At 57.0% G+C, this 22,869-nt stretch carries 19 protein-coding genes and 1 tRNA gene; 16 read left to right on the top strand and 4 right to left on the bottom strand.

What is annotated here, in order from left to right; genetic code table 11:
* The first annotated feature begins 64 nt into the window (after positions 1-64).
* The 4 genes from ACONT6_RS10065 (at position 65) to ACONT6_RS10050 (ending at position 4,235) form a co-directional block, all read left to right on the top strand.
* Positions 65-484 carry an HIT family protein gene (locus tag ACONT6_RS10065; RefSeq protein WP_428818405.1) on the top strand — a complete coding sequence of 140 codons (420 nt, stop codon included), beginning with the start codon at positions 65-67 and terminating at the stop codon, positions 482-484.
* Between the two features lie 92 nt (positions 485-576).
* A complete protein-coding gene (locus tag ACONT6_RS10060; protein WP_428818404.1) occupies positions 577-1,365 on the top strand; it encodes a GIN domain-containing protein in 789 nt (262 codons plus the stop codon).
* Between the two features lie 228 nt (positions 1,366-1,593).
* Entirely contained in the window at positions 1,594-3,045 is a 1,452-nt protein-coding gene (locus ACONT6_RS10055) for a YcjX family protein (RefSeq protein WP_428818403.1), read from the top strand.
* Positions 3,045-4,235: a TIGR01620 family protein gene (locus ACONT6_RS10050; protein WP_428818402.1), complete on the top strand. Its 1,191-nt coding sequence runs from the start codon at positions 3,045-3,047 to the stop codon at positions 4,233-4,235. The genes ACONT6_RS10055 and ACONT6_RS10050 overlap by 1 nt, the downstream gene beginning before the upstream one ends.
* Before the next feature lie 59 nt (positions 4,236-4,294).
* Here ACONT6_RS10050 and ACONT6_RS10045 read toward each other — a convergent pair whose 3' ends face one another.
* Positions 4,295-4,843 (bottom strand): hypothetical protein, encoded by a 549-nt coding sequence (locus ACONT6_RS10045; RefSeq protein WP_428818401.1) that lies wholly within the window; start codon positions 4,841-4,843, stop codon positions 4,295-4,297.
* Between the two features lie 262 nt (positions 4,844-5,105).
* Here ACONT6_RS10045 and gorA point away from each other — a divergent pair, with 262 nt between their 5' ends.
* Positions 5,106-6,467, top strand: a complete 1,362-nt coding sequence (gorA, locus tag ACONT6_RS10040; protein WP_428818400.1) for a glutathione-disulfide reductase — start codon at positions 5,106-5,108, stop codon at positions 6,465-6,467.
* Positions 6,468-6,768: 301 nt separating this feature from the next.
* Here gorA and hpf read toward each other — a convergent pair whose 3' ends face one another.
* Entirely contained in the window at positions 6,769-7,134 is a 366-nt protein-coding gene (gene hpf, locus ACONT6_RS10035; RefSeq protein ID WP_428818399.1) for a ribosome hibernation-promoting factor, HPF/YfiA family, read from the bottom strand.
* Positions 7,135-7,816: 682 nt separating this feature from the next.
* Between hpf and ACONT6_RS10030 the strand changes: the two genes are divergently transcribed.
* The gene (locus tag ACONT6_RS10030) at positions 7,817-8,740 is read left to right on the top strand and encodes a hypothetical protein (RefSeq protein WP_428818398.1); all 924 of its coding nucleotides are present in this window, start codon (positions 7,817-7,819) and stop codon (positions 8,738-8,740) included.
* Between the two features lie 113 nt (positions 8,741-8,853).
* On the opposite strand, the gene thpR is transcribed toward ACONT6_RS10030, so the two are convergent.
* Entirely contained in the window at positions 8,854-9,450 is a 597-nt protein-coding gene (gene thpR / locus ACONT6_RS10025) for an RNA 2',3'-cyclic phosphodiesterase (protein ID WP_428818397.1), read from the bottom strand.
* 216 nt (positions 9,451-9,666) lie between these two features.
* Between thpR and ACONT6_RS10020 the strand changes: the two genes are divergently transcribed.
* Complete coding sequence (locus ACONT6_RS10020; RefSeq protein WP_428818396.1) at positions 9,667-10,179, top strand: Hsp20 family protein; 513 nt, start codon at positions 9,667-9,669, stop codon at positions 10,177-10,179.
* 134 nt (positions 10,180-10,313) lie between these two features.
* Positions 10,314-10,859: a class I SAM-dependent methyltransferase gene (locus ACONT6_RS10015; RefSeq protein WP_428818395.1), complete on the top strand. Its 546-nt coding sequence runs from the start codon at positions 10,314-10,316 to the stop codon at positions 10,857-10,859.
* A 9-nt stretch (positions 10,860-10,868) separates the two neighbouring features.
* Here the strand turns inward: ACONT6_RS10015 and ACONT6_RS10010 are convergent, their stop codons facing one another.
* A complete protein-coding gene (locus ACONT6_RS10010) occupies positions 10,869-11,912 on the bottom strand; it encodes a GlxA family transcriptional regulator (protein ID WP_428818394.1) in 1,044 nt (347 codons plus the stop codon).
* A gap of 225 nt (positions 11,913-12,137) precedes the next feature.
* On the opposite strand from ACONT6_RS10010, the gene ACONT6_RS10005 reads away from it, so the two are divergent.
* The 8 genes from ACONT6_RS10005 to clpX all read left to right on the top strand — a co-directional run bounded on the left by ACONT6_RS10005 (position 12,138) and on the right by clpX (position 22,612).
* Positions 12,138-13,997: a beta-ketoacyl synthase gene (locus tag ACONT6_RS10005; RefSeq protein ID WP_428818393.1), complete on the top strand. Its 1,860-nt coding sequence runs from the start codon at positions 12,138-12,140 to the stop codon at positions 13,995-13,997.
* Between the two features lie 96 nt (positions 13,998-14,093).
* Positions 14,094-14,684 (top strand): cupin domain-containing protein, encoded by a 591-nt coding sequence (locus ACONT6_RS10000; RefSeq protein WP_428818392.1) that lies wholly within the window; start codon positions 14,094-14,096, stop codon positions 14,682-14,684.
* 376 nt (positions 14,685-15,060) lie between these two features.
* Positions 15,061-17,217: a fatty acid oxidation complex subunit alpha FadB gene (gene fadB, locus ACONT6_RS09995; RefSeq protein ID WP_428818391.1), complete on the top strand. Its 2,157-nt coding sequence runs from the start codon at positions 15,061-15,063 to the stop codon at positions 17,215-17,217.
* Positions 17,218-17,228: 11 nt separating this feature from the next.
* Positions 17,229-18,404 (top strand): acetyl-CoA C-acyltransferase FadA, encoded by a 1,176-nt coding sequence (gene fadA / locus ACONT6_RS09990; RefSeq protein WP_428818390.1) that lies wholly within the window; start codon positions 17,229-17,231, stop codon positions 18,402-18,404.
* Between the two features lie 205 nt (positions 18,405-18,609).
* Positions 18,610-18,694, top strand: a tRNA-Leu gene (locus ACONT6_RS09985).
* Between the two features lie 174 nt (positions 18,695-18,868).
* Positions 18,869-20,182 (top strand): trigger factor, encoded by a 1,314-nt coding sequence (gene tig, locus ACONT6_RS09980; RefSeq protein WP_428818389.1) that lies wholly within the window; start codon positions 18,869-18,871, stop codon positions 20,180-20,182.
* A 272-nt stretch (positions 20,183-20,454) separates the two neighbouring features.
* Positions 20,455-21,099: an ATP-dependent Clp endopeptidase proteolytic subunit ClpP gene (gene clpP / locus ACONT6_RS09975; RefSeq protein ID WP_078083768.1), complete on the top strand. Its 645-nt coding sequence runs from the start codon at positions 20,455-20,457 to the stop codon at positions 21,097-21,099.
* A 226-nt stretch (positions 21,100-21,325) separates the two neighbouring features.
* Positions 21,326-22,612, top strand: coding sequence for an ATP-dependent Clp protease ATP-binding subunit ClpX (gene clpX, locus ACONT6_RS09970; RefSeq protein WP_428818388.1), 1,287 nt, complete (start codon positions 21,326-21,328; stop codon positions 22,610-22,612).
* Positions 22,613-22,869: the final 257 nt, after the last annotated feature.

Below are 22,869 nucleotides of genomic sequence, written 5' to 3'. Positions count from 1 at the left end.
GCAGATTGAAGGCGTGGGGCAGTAACCGAAGCATGGACCAGAACAGGAATAAGAGGCACTGAGTATGGCGAGCATTTTTACCCAGATCATCAACGGCGACCTGCCCGGCCATTTTGTCTGGCGCGACGATGTCGCGGTAGCCATCATGACCATCGCACCGATCAAGCCGGGGCACTGCCTGGTCATTCCTGTCGAAGAGATCAATCACTGGGACGATGTGCCGGCCGACGTCTCTGCCCACCTTATGGATGTGGCGAGCAAGGTCGCCAAGGCGCAAAAGCAGGTGTATTCACCGAAGCGGGTCGGGGTAATGGTCGCCGGTATCGAAGTGCCCCACACCCATTATCACCTGGTGCCGATCAATGAAATCGCGGATCTGGATTTTGCCCTGCAAAAGCAGGCCGAGCCGGAAGATCTCGCCGCGGAGGCGGCAAAGCTGCGCCAGGCGCTAGTAGCGCTCGGTTACCGCCAGGACGCCGACTAAGCCCACCCGCGTTAAAAAGTTGCGGATGGGTGCATCCATCCGCAGCTGTCGCCACGTCCTACTGGCAATCAACAAGAACAGGTAAACAGATCATGCTTCGCAGATTGTCTATTTTCGTTTCTCTTGCCCTGGCGCTGTCGCTCGCTGCGGTCTCCGCTCAGGCCCAGCAGGGCAGCCGCTCCTACCCGCTGGACGGGTTTACCGCCATTGCAGTGAAAGGGAGTTCCAACCTGAAAGTGGTTCAGGGGGATACCTTCTCGGTGACTGCCCACGGTGAGGAATCTGACCTGGCCTATGCCAAGGCGGAAGTGAAGCGCGATACCCTCGAACTTTCCGTTGAGCAGGACAGCAAGAGCCTGTTCGGCGTCGTCACTGTCAGCAGTGAGCCGGAGATCGAATTCCGCGTGACCCTGCCCGCGATCAATGCCATTCGCGTCACCGGCTCCGGCGATGCCACGGCCGATACCCTGGAAAGCGAAAAACTCGACCTGCGCGTGACCGGCTCCGGCCTGATTCGGGTGGAGAAGGTGGCTGCCGAATCCCTGAGCACCGGGGTGACCGGCTCCGGCGACCTGATTCTGGGCACGGTACTGGCCGTGCATGGCTCGGCGGGTATTACCGGCTCTGGCGACATCCGCATGGACAACTTTATCGGCGAGGACTTCTCCGCGCAGATCAAGGGCTCCGGAGATATGGCCATCGGCGGCAAAGTGGCCAACCTGAACGTGACAGTGATGGGTTCCGGCGACTTTATGGGGCGCAGCCTGAGTGCTACCAACGCTGGTGGTGCGGTAATGGGCTCCGGCGATATCGTGCTGAAACGCCCCGCGAACGAGTCTTTTTCGGTGATGGGCTCTGGTGATGTGGCGCTGGTGGAGTAACCGCGCCCGGACAACGAAACTGAGCGGTATAGACTCAAGGGGTTGAAACGGTCGTCCGGGCCTCCATCTTGCTTTCATCACACTGATTGCAGTGGCAGTACCGGAGACCGTCGCGTCGCTATCTCAGGTGTTGCTGGTACGGGGTATTGCTGGGCATTTCGCGCCGGTCCCCGTGCAAATCTGCTTAACTACCGGCCGTGACGCAGCCGGTGGATACAGGGAGTATTCATGAGCGCATCTGACGGCGACGGCCGGGAGTCCGGCAAGGGCGCCAAACACCACTTGCGCGCCCTCCGGCAGCGCTTCAAACATTTGCGTAAAGAAGCGCGAGACAAGTCCCACTGGGCCGCGGAGCGCCTGCTCGACAAGCGAATCTGCATCGGTATCACCGGTCTCAGCGGTGCCGGAAAATCTACCCTGATCAGCAGCCTGATCTACCAGCTTAGCCACCCGGACCGGGCCCAGTTACCCGGTTTTGCCCCGGCGTTGAACGGCCGCCTGCTGGGCGCTGAACTGCATCCCGCCCTGGATACCGGATTGCCACTGTTTGAGTACCAGCGCTGTCTGGATGCGCTTACCGCAAATCCGCCGCGCTGGCCGGAATCCACCCGCGACCTCTCTGCCCTCGAACTTCACGTGCACCTGCAGGGGCGGCGCCTGGGGCGCGATTACCGCCAGAAGGTGATACTCGAGTTGCGCGATTATCCCGGCGAGTGGCTGATGGACCTGCCGCTGTTGCGTATGGATTTTGCTACCTGGTGCCGTCATCAGCGGGATCTGCTGGACGGCGCACCCCGTGCGGAGCTTGCCCCGGAGTTGTTGTCGGAACTGAACGCACTGACGCCAGAAACCGTAGTGGATTCGGCCAAGCTGGATAGCCTCTGGCAGAACTACCGCCAGTTCCTCAGGGACTGCCGCAGTGAGCGCAAACTGAGTTATCTGCAACCGGGCAGGGCACTTCTCGATAGCGAGGAATACGGCTTTTTCCCGCTGCCGGCACTGAGTCATCAGTCGCAGGGTGAATTGCAGTCCCTGCCGGACGACAGCGTGTACAAGGTGCTGGAAGCGCGCTACCGGAAGTACATCGAGGAGCAGGTCGCGCCCTTTGTGGATAGCCATTTCCGCCACCTGGACCGCCAGCTGGTGCTCGTGGACCTGATCGGCACCCTGTTTGCCGGTGAGGAATCCCTGGAGGACATGCGCAAGGCATTCGGGCATATCGCTGACACTTTCCGCTACGGCAGCAATGGTTTGCTGCGCAAACTGTGGCGTCCGCGGATCGACAGGCTGGTGTTTGCCGCGACCAAGGTGGATCAGGTGCTGGCGGCAGATCACGATGCTTTGCGACAGTTGCTGGGGCAGCAGTTGCAGCAGGTTTTCTCCGGGGCCCGCCACCGCGGCTTGCCCCTGTATTGTGAAGCCATTGCCGCGGTGCGCTGTTCCAATGAAAGTGTCCGCGACGGGCGCCGTATGCTGGTGGGGCACGCGATGGACGGCCGCTATCTCGGTTTTGAAAATGCCGAGATCATGGCGCATCTGCCACAGGACGGTGAATGGCGGCATTACACTGGCGGGCTGCCACCCCAATTGCGTCCGCCGGTGGGCATTGGTCGCGAGGGGTATATGCCCCATATCCGCATTGATGCCCTGCTTAATCTGCTGTTGGGAGACAAGGTGTAATGAGCGCCTCTGACGATCGACTGGACTCTGAATCCGCCGCGCAACCTGCGCCCAAACCCCGCCGCCAGACCCGAATCGAAAACCTGGACGTGGAAGAGCCCGCGGTACACGAGCGCGTCAGCACCCGGGTGGAATCCCTGGCGGAGGAGCCCGGCGAGCTACCGCGCTCGATTACCACCGGCGAATCACTACCGGATAAAATCTCGTTTTCCGAGTTGCGCCTGCCATTTTTCCGACTGCGGATGTGGAAGCCGGCACTGCTTGCCGGATTGGCGCTGGCGTTTGGTGCAGTGTTCTGGGAATTGCGCCAGTTTTTTTACTGGGCTGCGGATATGCACTGGAGCCTGGGATTACTGGCTGGCATTGTTATCGGCGCCCTGGTGCTCACCATGGCCAGTGCGGTGTGGGAGTACTTTCGCGCGGGCAAGCCGCTGAGAAAACTGCAGAAAACCCAGCAGCTCGCGGCGGAGGTGCGCGACAGTCGCGCTACCGATGCGGTGGCGCCACTCAATCAGCAGCTGCAGGAGTTATTTGCCGGCAAACCGCAGGGTGCGCTATTGGCGAGGGTGCAGGAGGAAACCCCGGACTACTATGACAACAGCGAACTGCTGCGCCATCTCGAGCTCAATTTTTTCGAAGCGCTGGACCAGGAAGCGCTGCGGCGTATTGTCCGCCACGCAACCACCACCGGCGCGCTGGTTGGCCTGAGCCCGTTCACCACCCTCGATGTACTCGTGGCCTTGCGCCAGTCGATGCGCATGATCGACGATGTGGCGCAGATCTATGGTGTGCGCCCCTCTATGGTGGTGCGCTGGCGCCTGTTCAAGAAAATCCTTGCCCTGGTGGCCTACAGTGGTGCCAGTGAGTACGCCGTCAGTGAATTGTGGCCGGAATTGGTGGGCGATAGCATGCTGAGTACCGTGTCTGCACGTCTGGGGCAGGGCATGGGAGCCAGTCTGTTTATGGCGCGTATTGGGCTCGCCGCGGTGCACAGCTGTCGCCCGATCCCATTTTCTGAAAAACAGCGGCCGCGACTCGGTGCGCTCACCAAGCGTATTGCCAGTAGTCTCAAGGAGCGCTTGCTGGGGCGCGAGCAAAACAGCTGGCCGGAAGAGGTAATGTCTCAGCCCGCAGGGGAAAAGGTGTCGGCGCGGCGGAGCGATGCCCGTGGGCCAAGCCAGGAAGATTGATTTAGCGCAGTTTCTGTTTGCGTAAATGCGAAGCAGGCCCCGAGGGGCCTGCGTGCGTATTACTGGAACTGCTTTTTCATCAGCAGGCGGGTGTGGTGCTGATCCACCAGCGTGGCCAGGGTTTCGTAGCGGCTCTTGATGAAAGGGCGCGGATTGTTGGTACCGGACTCGTCCGGGTACTCGACACCCTCACGCACCAGTTGTAGCTCCTTTGCCAGCTCCTTCATGGCATCGAAAATAGCCTTGGTGTTTTTTTCATCGTAAAAAACGCGGCTGTTCGCGGTGTCATTCAGGTACTCATCACACTCACCTAGCCACTCGGCGCGCTGGTTGAGGAAGTTGATGGTGTTGCGAATGCCACCTTTGTACTCCGGTTTGAAGTTCTCGTTGACGTACTTCCCTAAACTTCGCATACCCGAGTCTACAAACTGCTCTACCAGGCCGTCGCAATAGCTTTCGGTGAGGTAGGACGGATGGGTTTTGGCAGACACTGAAGTGCTGCATAGCGCGATCAGGCTCGTCATCATCGCCGCTTTTAGCGGCAGGAATTTACACTTCTGTGCGAGGCTCTGGGAAGGCGCGGCTTTTGATCTGTGAAACGTTTTCATTTGCATGCCCTGCTGTTGTTTTCGCTATCAGGCTTGTTATTGTGATAAACGTCACATGAATAACGAAACGCCAATCTGATGTCAACGGCTTTTAAGTATGATTAGTCAGTAATGTGCTATTTGCTGAACCAGTACCGGTTTTTCAATGCAAAATCGGTGTAGGAGCACCCCGATATGGTGTGTTTTTTGTCGGTTTCATGAAGAAATTTTGAGCGCCTCGACCTTTGCGGTACCCGGGGGCAACTTGTGTTAGGAGTGGATTTTGTCAGAGTTTGATTTCGATCTTTTCGTAATTGGCGCGGGCTCCGGTGGTGTGCGTGCCGCCCGTATGGCCGCTGCCACCGGCATGCGTGTGGCGGTAGCTGAAGATCGCTATATGGGCGGCACCTGCGTCAATGTGGGCTGTGTACCCAAGAAGCTCTTTGTGTACGCAAGCAGTTATCGCGAGGCGTTCGAGGACGCGCAAGCCTACGGATGGCAGGGGCAGACCGAGGCCAAGTTTGTATGGCCCACGCTGCGCGATAACAACGCCATGGAAATTACCCGACTTAATGGTATCTACCGCAAGTTGCTGGGCAACGCCGGTGTTCAGATTATCGACGGTCGCGCCAAGTTGACTGGTCGCCAAGAAGTCGCAGTTGGTGACGACACCTACACCGCCGAGCGTATTCTGGTGGCCACTGGTGGCTGGCCTTTCGTGCCAGACTTTCCTGGCAGCGAGCATGTAATTACTTCCAATGAGGTATTTTCCCTGGAGGTCATGCCGCAACGCGTACTCGTGGTCGGTGGTGGCTATATCGCGGTGGAGTTCGCCGGGATCTTCGCTGGGCTGGGGGTAGAGACGCACCTGTCATACCGCCGCGATTTGTTCCTGCGTGGCTTCGACCGGGATATCAGAAACTTCGTGCGTGACGAAATGGGTAAAAAGCAGGTGAACCTGCATTTCAATCACGATGTGAAATCCATCGAGAAACAGCCCGACGGGAGCCTCAAGGTGATCGATGTCGCTGGTGGTGAGCTCGAGGTGGATACGGTGCTGTACGCTACCGGCCGCAAGCCCAATACCCACGGGCTGGGCCTGGAACGGCTTGGTGTGGTATTGCACAAAGACGGAACCATTGGCGTGGATGACAACTTCCGCAGTAGCGTTACCTCAATTTTTGCCCTTGGTGATGTTACCGGTGGCCCGGAACTTACGCCGGTGGCGCTGGCCGAGGCCATGGCTCTGGTCAAGCACTGGCAGACGGGAAAAACCGCAGAGATCGATTACAACAACATCCCCACAGCGGTATTCTGCCAGCCCAATATAGGGACTGTTGGTCTTACGGAAGAAGAAGCGCGCCAGGCGCAAGTGCCGGTGGTAATTTACAAGTCTGATTTTCGCGCCATGCGCCACTCTGTAAGCGGGCGCGACGAGCGCACCCTGATGAAGCTGATCGTGGATGGCAGCAACGACAAGGTGGTTGGCGCACACATGGTGGGGCCGGATGCGGGAGAAATCATTCAGGGGATCGCCGTGGCGATGAAGGCTGGAGCAACAAAAACGGTGTTCGATCAGACAATTGGTATCCACCCCACTGCAGCGGAGGAGTTTGTCACCATGCGCACGCCGGTGGCCGACTGAGGGGGCTGTTATCGATGGTTAGGCTTTCGATAGTGGGAATATAGAGTTAGGCGGTAGTCTGTTAACCCCGGGGGTAGAGCGCCTGGGGTTAGGAAATAAAAAGGCCGTGCCAGACAGGTAATCTGGCACGGCCTTTTTTGTATCTTGTTTACTCCTTGCCCGCGAGGGCTATTGATGGAGCCTGGCTTTCGCCATCGGCGCAGGCCCGGAGGGGGCGCCAGAAGGCATGCCGCTAATTAAACCTGAAATGTATTCGCTGGAGCCTTGCCGAGCGTTCGCGCTCAGGGGCAGGACCGGCAGATTATTCGGTTGCGGGCTCTTCCTGTGTGGGTACTGTGGGTACCTGATAGCGGCGGGTCTTGCGACGATCCCCCCTTTCTTTCAGGCAGCGCTCTACAGAACTGAATGCCCCGTTTACAGCGCGGTGGATAGAGTCGCTTTCATTGGTGATGGTGACCGGATTGCCGCTCAGGGCCAATTCGACGGAAGCCTTGTATTGCTTGCCTTTGTGCTTGTGCTGATGAGGGGCTTCGAGGACTACACGGCTTCGTATGATGTCGCCACAATAACGTTCGAGCTTATTGAGCTTTCTGGATACGGTGTCTGCAAGGGCTGCAGATTTATCGATATCACGGAACACGATGTTATCGTAAGGCGCAGATTTCATTGGCACATACCTCCGGTTATAAAGGGTCTATGCAGGCCGCAATGTGCGGTTTGCTAAAAGAAGGTAGGGCGCCCTGTAGGGAGTCTGCTCAGCAGGAAAATCGGATCACCAGAGGTCGCATGTTCAATATTTGCCTTAAACGGCAATGAGTGTGTTTTGCGCCCGGGCCGGTTTCCCAACTGGGTCAGGAGTATCTCCCTGTGATCCATAATGCGATTCTCAAAAAAAAAATCAAGCACCGCGATCAATAAATTGTCATAAAAAATTGCTAGTGACTGGGGAACTTTTTCAGGGTCGCAATTTTTTGTTTTGAGGCACAAGTCACCAGGGGTAAATCAATCTCGTTGGCATGGTCATTGCTGCGTAAATAAGTCTGGGTTACATTGAGCCGCCTCGAGGGGGCTCTATGCACCCCGGTTTTCCGGGTTTTACCTGGTATCTGGGGTTGTGTCGCGGTAAGCCGGGGAGGCCCGGATTGGAACGGGGAAGGGGTATACAGTCAACGTTACCCGCGACAAACCTGTGTGATTTCTGAAGTAAAAATTCAAACAACGGACTTTTGACTATGGCGGTAAAGCGTGGCCGCGCTCTGTTTTTTGCGAGCGCGTTGGGGGTGTTTGGCTGGTGTGGGTTGGTGCAGGGGGCATCGAATCTAACCGTTGAACAGAACAAACTTGCGCGAATGGAGCAATCTCAGGAAAACCGACTGGTTGAGCTCGAGGATGTAGAGAATGAAATGCTCGCGTATGAGTACAAGCTTAAGCGCGCGCAGGAATCACTGTCCAAAGCCCGTGAAAATCACGAGCAGACCCTTAAAGAGCTCAAGGCTGCCGAGCGCGAGCATAAGCTGGGTGCAAATACCGATACCGAGCGCGCCCTGCACAAGGCGAAGCACGCGTATTCAATGGCGGAGCGCGGCGTAGACAGTCGGAATCGCCGCGTCGAGATCATCGAGTCCACCTTCGGGGAATTGGAGTCTCGTTTGAAGGCTTCACAGGCTTCTGTGGCGGCAGGCGAATCCCGCCTGACAGCACAGCAGGCGCAAGTCGATAAGCTCGTCAAGGCCATGTTGGTGCAGGCGGAGAAAGAAAAAGAGGCGAGCCGCAAGGCAGCGGCTGCGCCAGCGGCTCCAAAACCGAGCCTCGCGGCACTGGAGCAGCCGACCATGCCGGCCCTGCAGGCGCCTCAAGAGCCGGCCCCGTCAGCGGAAACGCCGGAGCCTGAAGTGGAGGAAGTCTCCCAGGCTGTAGAGCGCGAAGTGGATCCCGAGCTGGTGGACTATGTGCGCGGTGAGCGCGAGCGCCTGCAGAAGCTACTGGGCGAGCTCGGCGAGGGCGATAGCGGTAAGCAGACGTTCCGCAATCTGTCCCTGCGCCCGTCCGGGGAAGATTCCATCGATTTCGAGTTTCTGGGGGAAAACCAATATCGCTTGATCGCTCCGGTGAGCGCTGGCCGTCAGACTTACAAGATCAACTCCTGGAAGTTTCGCCGTACGATTCCCTCCGATGACGACGGAGAGCGCTACGTATTTATTTTTGACGCTCGCCGCCTGTCCCGTCCGCGCCTGGTGATGTATCCGGAGTATGTCCTGAAGCAGTTGGACTAGCCGGTCATTTGAAAGTTGGCCACAAAGCGCCGCTAAAGCGTTTTCCTGAAAAGCCCGCATTTGCGGGCTTTTTTGTGTCTGCGAGACGGGTGCATTGGATTATCTGCAGCGGGTCAGGACCCCAGCGATAGCGTGAGCAGGGGGCGATACTGGCTGCCACCGGGGGCGAGGAGGCTGTGATACAGGGTCAAGTTGTCCAGGTTGCAGGTGAAGGCGGCGGGAACTGGCGGTATCCGAGCGAAGCCCGAGCGGCTTCTGGCAAGTGTGAAATGCGGGCGAAAAGTTTTGCGCTCCGGTTGCTTGCCGATCGTTTGCATCAGTGTGCTGCACTGTCGGTGCAGTGACATGAGCTCGGGATTCGGAAGCAGCTCGCTGGCGAGCATTTTTGCCCTCTGCCTGGGGAAGGGATGGGTGCTGACAATCTGCCCGCAACAGGCATCACTGTGCTCAGCGATTTCTCGCAGGGCCCCCTCTATCACATCGATTTTCCCAACATCGGTATCGCCGAGAAACGCCAGTGTGAGGTGGCGGTTGGCGTGGCTGATCCAGCGGCAATCCCGGGGCAGTCCGAATCCGTCACAGTGCTGTGCTGTGGCATCCAGAAAGCGCTGGGTTGCGGCGTCCGGGGCAATACCAATAAACAGGCGTACTGGGCCCTCGGGGATTGTTGTGTTTGCAATAGCTTTCTGCGCGCCACGATTTTTTTGCATAATTTTTCAGTTTTTACTCTTGAAGCCCATTCCAGTGCCCCTATATCTATTTGTGAGGGCGGCAGGCTCGACAGAGGTGCCTCCCTCAGGCCGGTAAATTGCCAAGAGCTTTCTCTAAATTTGAGGAAATGTTTACGGCGACTGACCGGAAATGAATTGCCTGGTACATCGTGTGCAGGCGCTTTACCAATATTGCTCTGAATTGAGGATATGACAATGCGTAATTTAGATCTCTCCCCTCTGTATCGTTCCGCTATCGGTTTTGATCGTCTGGCCAGTCTGCTGGATAACATGACCACTACCGAGCAGAACCAGCCCGCGTACCCTCCCTACAATATCGAGTTGACTGGCGAGGACGCATACCGAATTTCAATGGCCGTTGCGGGTTTTGACGAGTCCGAACTGGATATCCAGATGGAGCAAAACCGTCTGACCGTCAGCGGCAAAAAGCCTGTCGAGGAAGGCAAACGCAATTTCCTGCATCGCGGAATCGCTGCGCGAAATTTCGAACGACGTTTCCAGCTCGCTGATCACGTGCGGGTGACCGATGCTCAGCTGGCGAACGGATTGCTGCATATCGAGCTGGTACGGGAAATTCCCGAAGCAATGAAACCGCGCAAAATAGAAATCTCCAGTGGCAACCTGCTGCAGTCCAAGCAGGCTGAAGATAGATCCGAAGCCGGTGTATCCGGTGTGAAAGCGGATGCAGGGCGCGATCAAGCAGCCTGAATGTGACGTCGCTGCAATCTGAAACTAACGGACGGGGATCTGCGTATCCCTGCCCACTGTGCCGCCATCCGGCGGCACAGTTCTATCATCGCGATAAATTTCGCTCTTATTACCAGTGCAGAGAATGTGCGCTGGTGTTCGTTCCTCGCGAATTTCATCTTTCCCCGCAGGAAGAAAAGGCCTATTACGACCTGCATGAAAACTCCGCCGTGGATGAGGGGTACCGGCGATTCCTGAGCCGCTGTGCGGCGCCCCTGCTGGAGCGATTGCCAGCATCTTCTCGCGGCCTGGATTTTGGCTGTGGCCCGGCGCCCGCGCTTGCGCAAATACTGATGCAGAGTGGCCATACCATGGCGACTTACGATCTGTATTATCAGCCCGATGATTCGGTGCTGGGGCAGAATTTTGATTTTGTTGTAAGCACCGAGGTGGTTGAGCACCTGAGTGAGCCGTTATCTGTGCTGGAGATGCTCTGGCAGCGGATTAACCCGGGCGGTGTGCTGGCACTGATGACGAAGCTGGTGGCATCGCCGGAGCGTTTTGCCAATTGGCACTACATCCGCGATCCCACCCATATCGTATTTTTCAGTACGCAAACCTTTCACTGGCTGGCGCGGCACCTGGACGCCGAGGTGGCTTTCCACGGTAGCGACGTAATCTTCCTGAACAAGCCCGCGTGAACCCAGGGTTCAGGTATTTACCCGGAAGAGTTTGGCGCGCACCGTGGTACGGTATTCACTCGGAGTGGTGGAAAGGAATTTCTTGAACAGGGCAGTGAAGTGGCCCATATCCTGATAACCGACTTTTTCGGCAATTTCATTGACCGACAGGTTGCTCGACTGCAGAAGTTCCCGCGCCATATCCACCCGTACATTCTGCAGGTACTGGAGTGGCGTCTGGCCGGTGGCGAGTTTGAAACGCCGGTTAAATGAGCGCACGCTCATGTCGAAGTATTTTGCCACTTCACTGAGTTTCACATCTTCGCTGCAGTGCTGTTTCAGCCAGGTCTGGGCCTGTACGATTTCTTCATCCGGGTGCAGGTGCACCGCGCCCTCCGAATAGGCGATTTCCTCAAATGGTCGACGGATTTCATGGGAGAAGTTTCGCTCTACGTGGCTGGCGATGGATGGGCCGTAGAGCTGGCGGATCAGGTGCACGGTGACATCGGCGAGCGCGTTGACACTGGCTGCACAAAACAATTTGTCTGCCTGGGTGATGAAGTACTGGCGCTTGAGCTTTACTTCCGGGTAGCTGGCCGCGAACTGGTCAAAGTAATGCCAGTGGGTGGTGGCCGGTTTGCCGTCTAGCAGGCCGGCTTCTGCGAGAAAGCACACGCCGGTGCCCACAGCGCTAATCGCCGCGCCTTTTTCCGCCTGCTCGCTCAGCCAGTCCAGAAGCGCTTTACTGCGACGCAGGGCAGGGCGCGGATTCCGCCACAGGGCGGGGAGGTAAATGATGTCGCTGTCGGGTGCATCGGCCAGGGCTACATCCGGTGCCAGGGTAAAACCGGAGCGGGATTTCACTGGTTGGCCGTCGATACTGGCGGTTACCAGGTTGAGCGGCGTGTTCTTTTTGTCGGCGCTGGCACCTTCGCCCCGGTTTGCGTCTGTTTTCGTTTTGGTCGTGCTTCGTTCCGCACGCGCGCGGCTTTCCGCGCCGCGCAGCATCTCCAGGGGTAGAACGGTACCGGTGGAGAGCATTTGGTCGATGAGCATGAATGTGACGGTGGGCATGGGGGAATCTCTACTACTTCGCGCTTCGGTCTGGTGCCGCGACTGCGGCGCTTAACTGGACTTACCGGTGGCACCCGGTTGTTCCGGGGCCGGATTGGCCAGATGCTCAAATTTGCTGGCCAGTATGCCCATAACCCGGCCGAATCGCCAGCCCATACACTGGCGCACCATCGAATTCGCTCCAGAATTTCGAACCGTTTTCCGAATCACAGGCAGGAGGTCAGGATGCAGCGCCTACCCGTAATCACCGCTTTTGGGGGATTTAACCCCGCTGGTCGCAGCTCGTTTCACCGTGGCTACAAGCGGCTGGTGCTGGATAGTCTCAGCGCCGATGAGCGCACCGATGTCCTGTCTGACCTGGCAGCCCTGATGGGCCTTCGCACCGGTGACGCGGCCACCGGCCCCCTGAGTGCCGAGCTGGAACAGCAGGTCGTGCAGGGCACGCTGGTGCGCGAGCTGGAATCTCGCTACTACGACTATCGCAAGTGCCATTTCCATCAGGCAGCCGATCTGCAAAGTGAAAACGGCTTTACCTTCGAAATGTCCGCACGCCAGCTGCCATCTCCGCTGCCGGACGACTGGAAGGTGGAACCGTTGGAGAAGGGGCGCGTGCGCGTCCACACCGGCGGCCTCTCGGTCATGCTGGATAGTTACCGGGAAATTGCCGTGGGTTCTGCGGGCCAGTTGCCCACCGGTTTTGAGCCGGCGCAGCATTACAACTCCCGCTTTCATCCGCGCGGCCTGCAGTTGGCCATTCTCGGCGCATCCGACGCGGTCCAGTCCCTGGGGATTGACTGGGATCGGGTGGTTGAAAAAGCCGGGCCAGAAAATATCTCCCTGTATGCCAGTTCGGCCATGAGCCAGCTGGATCCCAACGGCAACGGCGGGCTGTTGCAGTCCCGTTTGCGCGGCGGACGGGTAAGTTCCAAACAGCTGGCCCTGGGCCTTACCAGCATGCCCGCAGACTTCGTGAATGCTTATGTGCTGGGCAGTGTTGGCACCACCGGTGCCGTAGCCGGTGCCTGCGCCACCTATCTCTACAATTTGCGCGCCGCGGTAGAAGATATTCGCTGTGGTCGTGCCCGTGTTGCGGTGGTGGGTGCTGCAGAGGCGCCACTGGTGCCAGAAGTGGTGGATGGTTATGCCACCATGGGCGCATTGGCCAACCTGGATGGATTGCGCAAGATCTTTGGTGACAACATTGATTTCCGCCGCGCCAGCCGTCCCTTCGGGGAAAACTGTGGCTTCACCCTCGGTGAGGGCAGCCAGTGGGTGGTGTTGATGGACGACGAGCTCGCGTTGGAGTTGGGCGCCCCCATCCACGGCGCGGTAGCGAATGTTTTCGTCAATGCGGATGGCCCGAAAAAATCTATTTCCGCACCGGGGCCGGGAAATTACCTGACCGTTGCCCGTGCAATGTCCGAGGTGCGCGCGATTCTGGGTGAGGACAGCCTGCGTCAGCGCAGTTTCGTTCAGGCCCACGGATCCAGTACGCCGCAGAACCGGGTCACCGAGTCTGCGATTTTCGATCGACTGGCGGCGGCATTTGGTATTGAAGAGTGGCCGGTGTGTGCGGTCAAAGCCTTTGTTGGGCACACGGTGGCCGCCGCGAGTGGTGATCAGTTGATTACCAGCCTGGGTATTTTCAATCGCGGAATCCTGCCGGGTATCACCACCATTGAGCGGGTAGCCGACGATGTGCATCACGATCACCTGGCGCTTTCTACCGCGCATGTGGAGCGTGATCCCGCGTCCCTGGATGTCGCCTTCCTGAATTCCAAGGGCTTCGGTGGCAACAATGCCACAGCCAGTGTGCTGGCCCCGCACATTGCCGAGAAAATGCTCGCCAAACGCCACGGTGAGCGGGCGATGACCGAATATCGCAAGCGCAACGAAGCCGTTGCCGAGAGCGCGCTGGCCTATGATGCCCGCGCGAGTCGCGGCGATTTGGACGCGATTTACCGCTTTGGTGAAGGCCTTATCGATGAGGCGGGTATTGCACTGGAAGGATCGAAAATGACCATGCCCGGTATCGCCGGTAGCGTATCCCTGCCGGATGAAAACCCGTTTGCGGATATGGTGTAACGCGCCTGGATTTCCCGGGAAGCGGAGTGGTGCTCTGTGCTATCTCGCTTTCAGGGGGTAGACTTCCCGTGGAAATCCCGCCACAGGTAGTACTGGATGACAGAAAAGGATGCCAAGGTGTCGCCGGCAGATGTTGCCGGCGGCGATGATGTTGGCGCACGGTTAAAGTCTGTGCGTCTGATGCATGGTTGGTCGCAGCGCGAACTGGCAAAGCGCGCCGGCGTCACCAACGCCACTATTTCGCTTATCGAGCAGGGACGTGTCAGCCCTTCGGTGGGCTCCCTCAAAAAAGTGTTGAACGGCATTCCCATGTCGTTAGCCGATTTTTTTACCTTTCACTTCGACAGCCAGCCCCAGGTGTTTTTCCGTTCCTCTGAAATGCCGAATGTTGGCCCGGGCCCGATCCAGTACCGGCTGCTCGGGGCTGGCAACAACCAGCGCAGCATGTCGATTCTTTACGAGGTCTATCCTCCGGGAGTGGATACTGGCCCGGAACTTCTAAGTCATGAGGGCGAGGAGGGTGGCATCGTGGTATCTGGTGCACTGGAAGTGACCGTCGGCGGCGAGGTGGCTCTGCTCGGGCCCGGTGACGGCTACTATTTCGATAGCCGTAGGCCGCACCGTTTCCGCAATGTGGGTGACGAGGACTGCATTCTGGTCAGTGCCAACAATCCTCCCAGCGTCTGATCGTATACTGTCGGCCACCGTTGTCTTTTGTAATCGCCGTTCCCTCTCATCTCCGATCTGTAGTGCGGGATTGCGATTTGTGTGTTTTGTTGTTTCTTTCGACGATGCGGTCAAATTTTGAACTTCCGGGTGGCGTGACCACAATTCGGGCATCAAACCGGACAGTGGATATGGCGGAAATGGTATTCAAACAAGTGTTTTAATCTGGCTATACTTGGGCGCGTTGACTGGTTTCGAGAAACGCGTCATCAGCTGGTTGCAGTTGCGCCGAACGCTTGCCGGGAGGTAATCCCGAAATCTGTCATGCACAACCCGACCCCCCGGACCGGTGAGCTCTACAGAAAGTCACCCCGGTCACCAATCAATGAGGTCAATAATGTTATTTAGTGGCAAAGCGCTATCCGTGCAGATGCTGGAAAACGGCATCGCGGAACTGAAGTTCGATCTGGAAGGCGAATCCGTCAATAAATTCAATCGTCTCACCGTGACGGAATTTTCCGAGGCACTGGACGCAATTGAAAAAGCTGGCGATATCAAGGGCCTGTTGCTGACCAGTGGCAAAGGTGTATTTATCGTTGGTGCGGACATTACCGAGTTTGGCGGCGCTTTCTCAGCCGGCGCCGACGGTATCGCCGAACTGATGAACAAGAACAACGAAAACATCAATCGCCTGGAAGACCTCCCGTTCCCCACCGCGGTTGCCATCAATGGCTACGCCCTGGGTGGCGGTTTTGAAGTGTGCCTCGGGTGCGATTACCGCCTGATGGGCGACAAGGCCAAGGTGGGTCTGCCAGAGGTGAAGCTGGGTTTGATCCCGGGGTGGGGCGGTACCGTTCGCCTGCCGCGTGTGGTTGGCGTTGATGTTGCCGCAGAGTGGATTGCCGCAGGTAAAGAGCAGCGCCCGGACGCTGCACTGGCCGCGCATGCAGTGGATGCCGTAGTGCCCACCGAACAATTGAAAGACGCAGCGCTGAAGTTGCTCGCTCGCGCCATTGACGGTGAGATGGATTACCAGCAGCGTCGCGAAATTAAGAAATCCCCGATCCCGCTCAACGACACCGAAGCCCTGATGGCCTTTTTTACCACCAAGGCATTCGTTGGGCAGCAAGCGGGTCGCAATTACCCCTCCCCGGTCAACGCCGTGACTTCCATCGAGCAGGGCTACAAGCTCGATCGCGACGAAGCGTTGAAAATTGAGCAGCAGCAATTTATTGCCAGTGCCCAGACCGAAACAGCCACTTCCCTTGTAGGCCTGTTCCTGAACGACCAGAAGGTAAGCAAGGTCGCCAAAGGTTGGGAGAAAAAGTCCGACAAGGAAATTGAGCGCGCGGCAGTGCTGGGCGCGGGTATCATGGGTGGCGGTATCGCCTATCAGTCTGCCTACAAAGGCACGCCCATCAAGATGAAGGACATTAACCAGGAAGGTATCGACCTGGGGCTGAAAGAAGCGGGCAAGCTTCTCACCAAGCTGGTCGATCGCGGTCGCATGACTCCGGCGAAAATGGCTGAGACCCTCAACCGTATCGAACCCACCCTGAGCTACGACGGCTTTAGCGACGTGGATATCGTGGTAGAGGCAGTGGTAGAAAACCCGAAAGTGAAGCACGCCGTTCTGAAAGAAGTGGAGACCAAGGTCTCTGAAGATACGGTAATTGCCTCCAACACCTCCACTATTTCCATCGACACCCTGGCGGAGCCCCTGTCCCGCCCGGAAAACTTCCTCGGCATGCACTTCTTCAACCCGGTGCACAAAATGCCGCTGGTGGAAGTAATTCGCGGTGAGAAGACTTCCGAGAATGCCGTCGCCCGCGTTGTGGCTTACGCCAACAAAATGGGCAAGAAAGCAATCGTCGTGCGCGATTGCCCCGGATTCCTGGTGAACCGCGTGTTGTTCCCGTACTTTGCTGGTTTCGCCATGCTGGTGCGCGACGGCGCAGACTTCCAGCAGGTGGACAAGGTAATGGAGCGCTGGGGTTGGCCGATGGGTCCGGCCTACCTGATGGACGTAGTGGGCATCGATACCGGTGTGCATGCAGAGAAAGTCATGGCCGAAGGCTTCCCGGAGCGTATGGGCAAGACATTCACAGCGGCATCCGACGTGATGTACGAAGCCGGTCGCTACGGCCAGAAAAATGGCAAAGGCTTCTACAACTACGAAGAAGACAAAAAAGGTCGCCCCAAGAAAGTGGCTACGGACGAAGCCTACGAGCTGCTCAAGCCGCACGTGGCTGAGCGTACCGAGTTCGAAAGCGATACCGTCATCGAGCGTATGATGGTGCCCATGGCTACCGAACTCGCCCGCTGCCTGGAAGAGGGAATCGTCGATTCTCCCGCTGAAGCCGATATGGCTCTGGTCTACGGTATTGGCTTCCCGCCCTTCCGCGGTGGCATTTTTGCCTGGCTGGACAGCATTGGCCTGGATAACTTCGTGAAAATGGCCGAGAAGTACAGCGACCTGGGTGAGCTGTACAAGCCTACCGAAGGTATGCGCGAAATGGCCGCCAGCGGCAAAACCTACTACGGCGACAAGTAAGGAGAGTTTCCATGAGTCTGAATCCTAGAGATGCCGTAATCGTCGACTATGCGCGTACTGCCATGGGCCGATCCAAAAACGGCGTATATCGCAATGTGCGGGCCGACGACATGTCCGCAGATCTGCTGAAAAAATTCCTGCAGCGCAACGAGAAGCTGGATCCGAAAGAAATTGATGACGTGATCTGGGGCTGTGTCATGCAGCGTGATGAGCAGGGCTTCAACGTGGCGCGCATGATTGTGCTGCGCGCTGGCCTGCCGCACACGATCCCGGCACAGACGGTCAACCGCCTGTGTGGTTCCTCCATGTCTTCCCTGCACACTGCAGCGGCGAACATCCAAGCGGGTGTTGGTGACGTTTATGTAGTGGGTGGTGTCGAGCATATGGGCCACCTGAACATGATGGAGCACGTCAGCCCCAACCCGATGCTCGGCCGTTTTATGGCCAAGGCAGCCGGTTCCATGGGGATGACCGCGGAATACCTGGCGATGATGCACGGTATCCAGCGTCAGCAGATGGATGAATTCGGGGCGCGTTCGCACCAGTGTGCGGCAAAGGCTACCGAAGAGGGCAAGTTCAACCGCGAGATCATCGCCATTGAAGGCCACGACGACGACGGCGTGCCGATGCTGGTGGAGAAGGACCAGACCATCCGTCCGGAGACCACTGTTGAGGCGCTGTCCCAATTGAGACCCGCTTTCGATCCCAAGCACGGTCAGGTAACTGCTGGTACCTCTTCACAGATCACCGATGGTGCCTCTGTAATGCTGGTTATGTCCGCCGAGCGTGCCCAGGCCTTGGGCCTAACGCCGATCGCGAAAGTGCGTGAAATGGCTCTGGCAGGTGTGGATCCGTCCATCATGGGTTACGGCCCGGTGCCGTCCACCCAGAAAGCACTGAAAAACGCCGGCCTGACCGTCGAGGATATCGATAAGGTCGAGCTGAACGAAGCGTTTGCGGCACAGGCTCTGCCGGTGCTCAAGGACCTCAATCTGCTGGATGCCATGGATGAGAAGGTAAACCTGTATGGTGGTGCCATTGCCCTGGGGCACCCGTTCGGTTGCTCCGGCGTACGTATTACTGGCACCCTGCTGTCTGTCATGCAAAACGAGGGTGGAGATCTGGGCGTATCCACCATGTGTATCGGTCTGGGGCAGGGGATTACCACTATCCTCGAGCGGGTATAACCCCTCCGGATCTAGCCTGTAAAACAGGTCATGCGGGGCACCCCAGCGGTGCCCCGTTGTTTTTTAGGCCTGTCGCGCACTCCCGAAGTGCGCTTTTGTTGAAGCCCTGTGTCCACTGTGGCACAATCTGCTCCCCTCGCTACGGGCCTATCTGGATTTTTGTTAAAAATCCATGAAAATCAACGGGTTAGCGTGGTGAGGTTGCGGGGACGTGGTGGAATTGGTAGACACGCCAGATTTAGGTTCTGGTGCCGCAAGGTGTGGGAGTTCAAGTCTCCCCGTCCCCACCAATAAGTAATTTTGTAGTCCGTGCCAAAAAGCGCATTTTTGAATTGGAAAATGTGCGGCGCGGGCTGTTTGTATATGGCGGCCGGCGAATGATTGTCGGCGCAACGCTAGTCGCTGGTGCCGGGGCTTCCCCGTAGCCCGGCATCTGTGAAGAGAAGAGTCTCACGAGGATTATCATGCAGGTTTCCATCGAAACAACTTCCGGTCTGGAACGTCGCCTTACGGTCAATTTGCCGGCAGAGGTCGTAGATAAGGAAGTGGACAAGCGCCTTCAGCAGGCAGCCAAGACCGTGCGCATCAATGGCTTCCGTAAGGGCAAGGTGCCCATGAAAGTTGTGCGTCAGCGTTTTGGTGCCGGTGTGCGCCAGGAAGTCCTGGGTGAAGTGATGAGCCGCTCTTTCTACGACGCGGTTCAGAAGGAACAGGTTAAGCCCGCTGGTCAGCCCAGCATCGAAGCTAAAAATGTTACCCCGGGTGAAAACCTGGAGTACGTGGCCACTTTTGAAGTTTACCCGGAAGTGACCCTGACTGATCTGGCTGAAGTTGAAGTTGAGCGTCCGAAAGCGGAAGTGACCGACGCCGACGTTGAAAACATGATCGACGTTCTGCGCAAGCAGCAGTCCGGCTGGAAAGAAACCAAGCGTAAGGCCCAGAAGGGTGACCGCGTTACCATCGATTTCGTTGGCCGCAAAGACGGTGAAGAATTCGAAGGTGGCAAGGCCGAAGGCCAGCAGCTGGTTTTGGGTTCTGGCAGCATGATCCCCGGTTTTGAAGACGGCATCATCGGCATGAAGCCCGGTGAAGAGAAGGAAGTAGAAGTAACTTTCCCGGAAGATTACCAGGCGGAAAACCTGGCTGGTGCCGAAGCGGTATTCACCATCAAGGTGACCGGTTCCGAGAAGCCTGAACTGCCTGAGCTGAACGACGAATTCTTCGCTGCTTACGGCGTAGAAGAGGGCGGCGAAGAGAAGTTCCGCGAAGAAGTGCGCGGCAACATGCAGCGCGAGCTGAAGAACGCGGCGCTGAACAAGGTCAAGACCCAGGTCATGGACCAGCTGTTCGAAAAGCACGAGGTTGAAATTCCTGCGGCACTGGTTCAGGGCGAAGTTCAGACCCTGCGCGGCCAGATGATTCAGCAGTTCGGTGGTCAGATTAAGCCGGAAGACGCTGCCAGAATGCTGCCCGACACCATGTTTGAAGACCAAGCCAAGCGTCGCGTCGTGCTGGGTCTCGTGGTCGGTGAAATCGTCAAAGAGAACAAGCTCTCTGTCGATGGCGATCGTGTAAAAGCGAAAGTTGAAGAGCTTGCCTCTACTTACCAGCAGCCGGAAGAAGTGGTCGAGTACTACTTCAACAACCGCGAGCTGCTGGCTGGCGTCGAGTCTGTAGTGCTGGAAGACCAGGTTGTAGACTTCGTGCTGGACAAGGCCAAGGTCAGCGAAGTTGAAAGCACTTACGACGACGTAATCAAGCCGCAAAAGCAGGCTTGATTGTAAGAAAGCGGCCACCACACGGTGGCCGTTTTTTATTCAGTTGAAAGTATTGGGCTGTAAAAAATCTCTCAATTAATCAGCCCGGCCGAGTTGCCCGCCTCAAGAAAATCTTTTCTCGTTCTATTCCCTCGCAATCCCGCTTTGCCCAACTGGCTTTATCGCTGTTGAGCAGTTAAGCTCAGATTGACCGTATATTTCAGGATTGTGCCTTTTTTGAGCACGCCTGTTCTGTAGTCGCCTAATACGCCGAAGAAGGAAGCATCGTATCCATGGCATATATTGATAATTCTGCGAACGCCAACGACATTCTCGCCACTGGTGGCCTGGTTCCCATGGTGGTTGAACAGACCGCGAGAGGGGAGCGTTCTTTCGATATCTACTCCCGTCTATTGAAAGAGCGGGTGATCTTTCTGGTGGGCCCGGTGGAAGACCATATGGCCAACCTGGTTGTCGCTCAGTTGCTGTTTCTTGAAGCGGAAAACCCAGACAAAGATATTCATTTGTACATTAATTCACCGGGCGGCTCTGTCACTGCGGGGATGTCGATCTACGACACCATGCAGTTTATCAAGCCGGACGTGAGCACCATGTGCATCGGGCAGGCGTGCAGCATGGGTGCCTTCCTGCTGACCGCCGGTGCCGAGGGCAAGCGCTACGCTACGCCAAATTCCCGGGTCATGATCCATCAGCCGAGCGGTGGTGCTCAGGGGCAGGCTTCGGATATTCATATCCACGCGCAGGAGATCCTGAAGATTCGCGCGCGTCTCAACGAGCTGATGGCCCATCACACCGGTCGCAGCGTTGCGGATATCGAGCGCGATACCGATCGCGATCGCTTCCTCAGTGCGGATGAAGCCAAAGAGTACGGTCTGGTTGACGATGTTCTCGCCCGTCGTCAGGCCCTGGGTAAGTGACGCCTGAATACCCATAACGGGGCATCAATTGCCTAAAAATCCTGCAGAAGCCGGGGCCCTGTTCTTTAGACGGGGCCATGTGCGCCAACTTCTCCTTTTGGGGCATTTCCCGGCTTCTGAACGGACGGATAAAAAAGCTTGAAAAACCTGCCAAAAGGCCGCATCTTGCTTATGAACCCTATTTGCCGCCGCATTTCGGCTGGCTGCCAGACCACGGAGTACATAGATGACTGATCAGAACAGCGGAGACGATAACGGCAAACTCCTTTACTGTTCCTTCTGTGGCAAAAGCCAGCAGGAAGTACGCAAACTGATCGCGGGTCCATCTGTTTACATTTGTGACGAGTGTGTTGAGCTCTGTACAGATATTATTCGCGAAGAAGTTCAGGAATCCGTCGATGGTGACGATTCCCGCCTGCCGACCCCGCAGGAAATTACCGAAATTCTTGACCAGTACGTCATCGGCCAGGCTCGCGCCAAAAAGGTCCTGGCGGTTGCGGTCTACAACCATTACAAGCGTCTGCGCACCAGCAAAGGTGTGAAAGGCAAGGACGACGTCGAGCTGGGTAAATCCAACATCCTGCTGGTAGGTCCTACCGGTAGTGGTAAAACCCTGCTCGCGGAAACCCTCGCCCGCCTGTTGAATGTGCCCTTTACCATCGCTGATGCGACCACTCTGACCGAAGCCGGTTATGTGGGTGAAGACGTAGAAAACATCATTCAGAAGCTGCTGCAGAAGTGCGATTACGATGTGGACAAGGCCCAGCAGGGGATTGTGTACATTGACGAAATCGACAAGATTTCCCGCAAATCTGACAACCCCTCCATTACCCGCGACGTGTCCGGGGAAGGTGTGCAGCAGGCTCTGTTGAAACTGATTGAAGGCACTGTAGCGTCTGTTCCTCCTCAAGGGGGGCGCAAGCATCCGCAGCAGGAGTTCCTGCAGGTGGATACATCCAATATCCTGTTTATCTGTGGCGGTGCCTTTGCCGGCCTAGACAAGGTTATTCGCGATCGCTCAGAGAAGGGTGGCATCGGTTTCTCGGCGGAAGTGAAGTCCAAAGACGCCAAGAGCAATTTTGGTGAAGTTCTTCTGGATCTCGAGCCAGAAGATCTGGTGCGTTACGGCCTGATTCCTGAGTTTGTGGGGCGCTTGCCGGTAACCGCCACTCTGGAAGAGTTGGATCGCGCCGCGCTGGTACAGATTCTGACTGAACCGCGCAACGCTTTGACCAAGCAGTATGCAAAGCTGTTTGAAATGGAAGATGTGGAGCTGGATTTCCGCGCTGATGCGCTGGATGCTGTCGCAACCAAAGCCATGGAGCGTAAAACCGGTGCTCGTGGTCTGCGTTCCATCATGGAGTCTGTGCTGCTCGAAACCATGTACGACATTCCCTCCATGGATAATGTCGCGAAAGTGGTCATCGATGAAGCGGTAATCAAGGGTGAATCAGCGCCGTTGCTCGTATACGAGCAGGCCGAACAACCACAGAAGGCCGCTCCCGAGGAGTGAGCTTCCTGCTCTGACTGTAGATCCAGTGGCCGCCAGTGTGGCTGCTGGGTTCTTTCCGAAAGCCCCGTTCCGGGGCTTTTTTGTGCGCGCTGAATAGTTCATTTATTGGGCGATCGACTCGTGCTCCATTGGTTTGCTTCCTGTCCGCACCGTCACACACTTTAGATTTCGGTGCTACTGCTTGCTGGTGTACCGGAATTTGCATGTTCCATGACTATGATCGAGCGAGCTGAATTAAACTAATTTTGCTGCGCGGG

It is taken from the genome of Microbulbifer sp. MCCC 1A16149, from assembly GCF_050368945.1.
Lineage (GTDB): Bacteria > Pseudomonadota > Gammaproteobacteria > Pseudomonadales > Cellvibrionaceae > Microbulbifer.
The sequence above is the reverse complement of the archived record's forward strand: the minus strand, read 5'-3'. Positions and strand labels throughout refer to the sequence as shown.

What these genes read in the sequence shown, in the direction of transcription:
- ACONT6_RS10030 (WP_428818398.1), top strand. Translation starts at nt 7,817, where the DNA reads ATGGAGCAATCTCAGGAAAACCGACTGGTTGAGCTCGAGGATGTAGAG.
- ACONT6_RS10055 (WP_428818403.1), top strand. Translation starts at nt 1,594, where the DNA reads ATGAGCGCATCTGACGGCGACGGCCGGGAGTCCGGCAAGGGCGCCAAA.
- fadA (WP_428818390.1), top strand. Translation starts at nt 17,229, where the DNA reads ATGAGTCTGAATCCTAGAGATGCCGTAATCGTCGACTATGCGCGTACT.
- ACONT6_RS10045 (WP_428818401.1), bottom strand. Translation starts at nt 4,843, where the DNA reads ATGAAAACGTTTCACAGATCAAAAGCCGCGCCTTCCCAGAGCCTCGCA.
- fadB (WP_428818391.1), top strand. Translation starts at nt 15,061, where the DNA reads ATGTTATTTAGTGGCAAAGCGCTATCCGTGCAGATGCTGGAAAACGGC.
- ACONT6_RS10065 (WP_428818405.1), top strand. Translation starts at nt 65, where the DNA reads ATGGCGAGCATTTTTACCCAGATCATCAACGGCGACCTGCCCGGCCAT.
- ACONT6_RS10060 (WP_428818404.1), top strand. Translation starts at nt 577, where the DNA reads ATGCTTCGCAGATTGTCTATTTTCGTTTCTCTTGCCCTGGCGCTGTCG.
- clpX (WP_428818388.1), top strand. Translation starts at nt 21,326, where the DNA reads ATGACTGATCAGAACAGCGGAGACGATAACGGCAAACTCCTTTACTGT.
- hpf (WP_428818399.1), bottom strand. Translation starts at nt 7,134, where the DNA reads ATGAAATCTGCGCCTTACGATAACATCGTGTTCCGTGATATCGATAAA.
- ACONT6_RS10050 (WP_428818402.1), top strand. Translation starts at nt 3,045, where the DNA reads ATGAGCGCCTCTGACGATCGACTGGACTCTGAATCCGCCGCGCAACCT.
- ACONT6_RS10010 (WP_428818394.1), bottom strand. Translation starts at nt 11,912, where the DNA reads ATGCCCACCGTCACATTCATGCTCATCGACCAAATGCTCTCCACCGGT.
- ACONT6_RS10000 (WP_428818392.1), top strand. Translation starts at nt 14,094, where the DNA reads ATGACAGAAAAGGATGCCAAGGTGTCGCCGGCAGATGTTGCCGGCGGC.
- thpR (WP_428818397.1), bottom strand. Translation starts at nt 9,450, where the DNA reads ATGCAAAAAAATCGTGGCGCGCAGAAAGCTATTGCAAACACAACAATC.
- tig (WP_428818389.1), top strand. Translation starts at nt 18,869, where the DNA reads ATGCAGGTTTCCATCGAAACAACTTCCGGTCTGGAACGTCGCCTTACG.
- ACONT6_RS10005 (WP_428818393.1), top strand. Translation starts at nt 12,138, where the DNA reads ATGCAGCGCCTACCCGTAATCACCGCTTTTGGGGGATTTAACCCCGCT.
- clpP (WP_078083768.1), top strand. Translation starts at nt 20,455, where the DNA reads ATGGCATATATTGATAATTCTGCGAACGCCAACGACATTCTCGCCACT.
- ACONT6_RS10020 (WP_428818396.1), top strand. Translation starts at nt 9,667, where the DNA reads ATGCGTAATTTAGATCTCTCCCCTCTGTATCGTTCCGCTATCGGTTTT.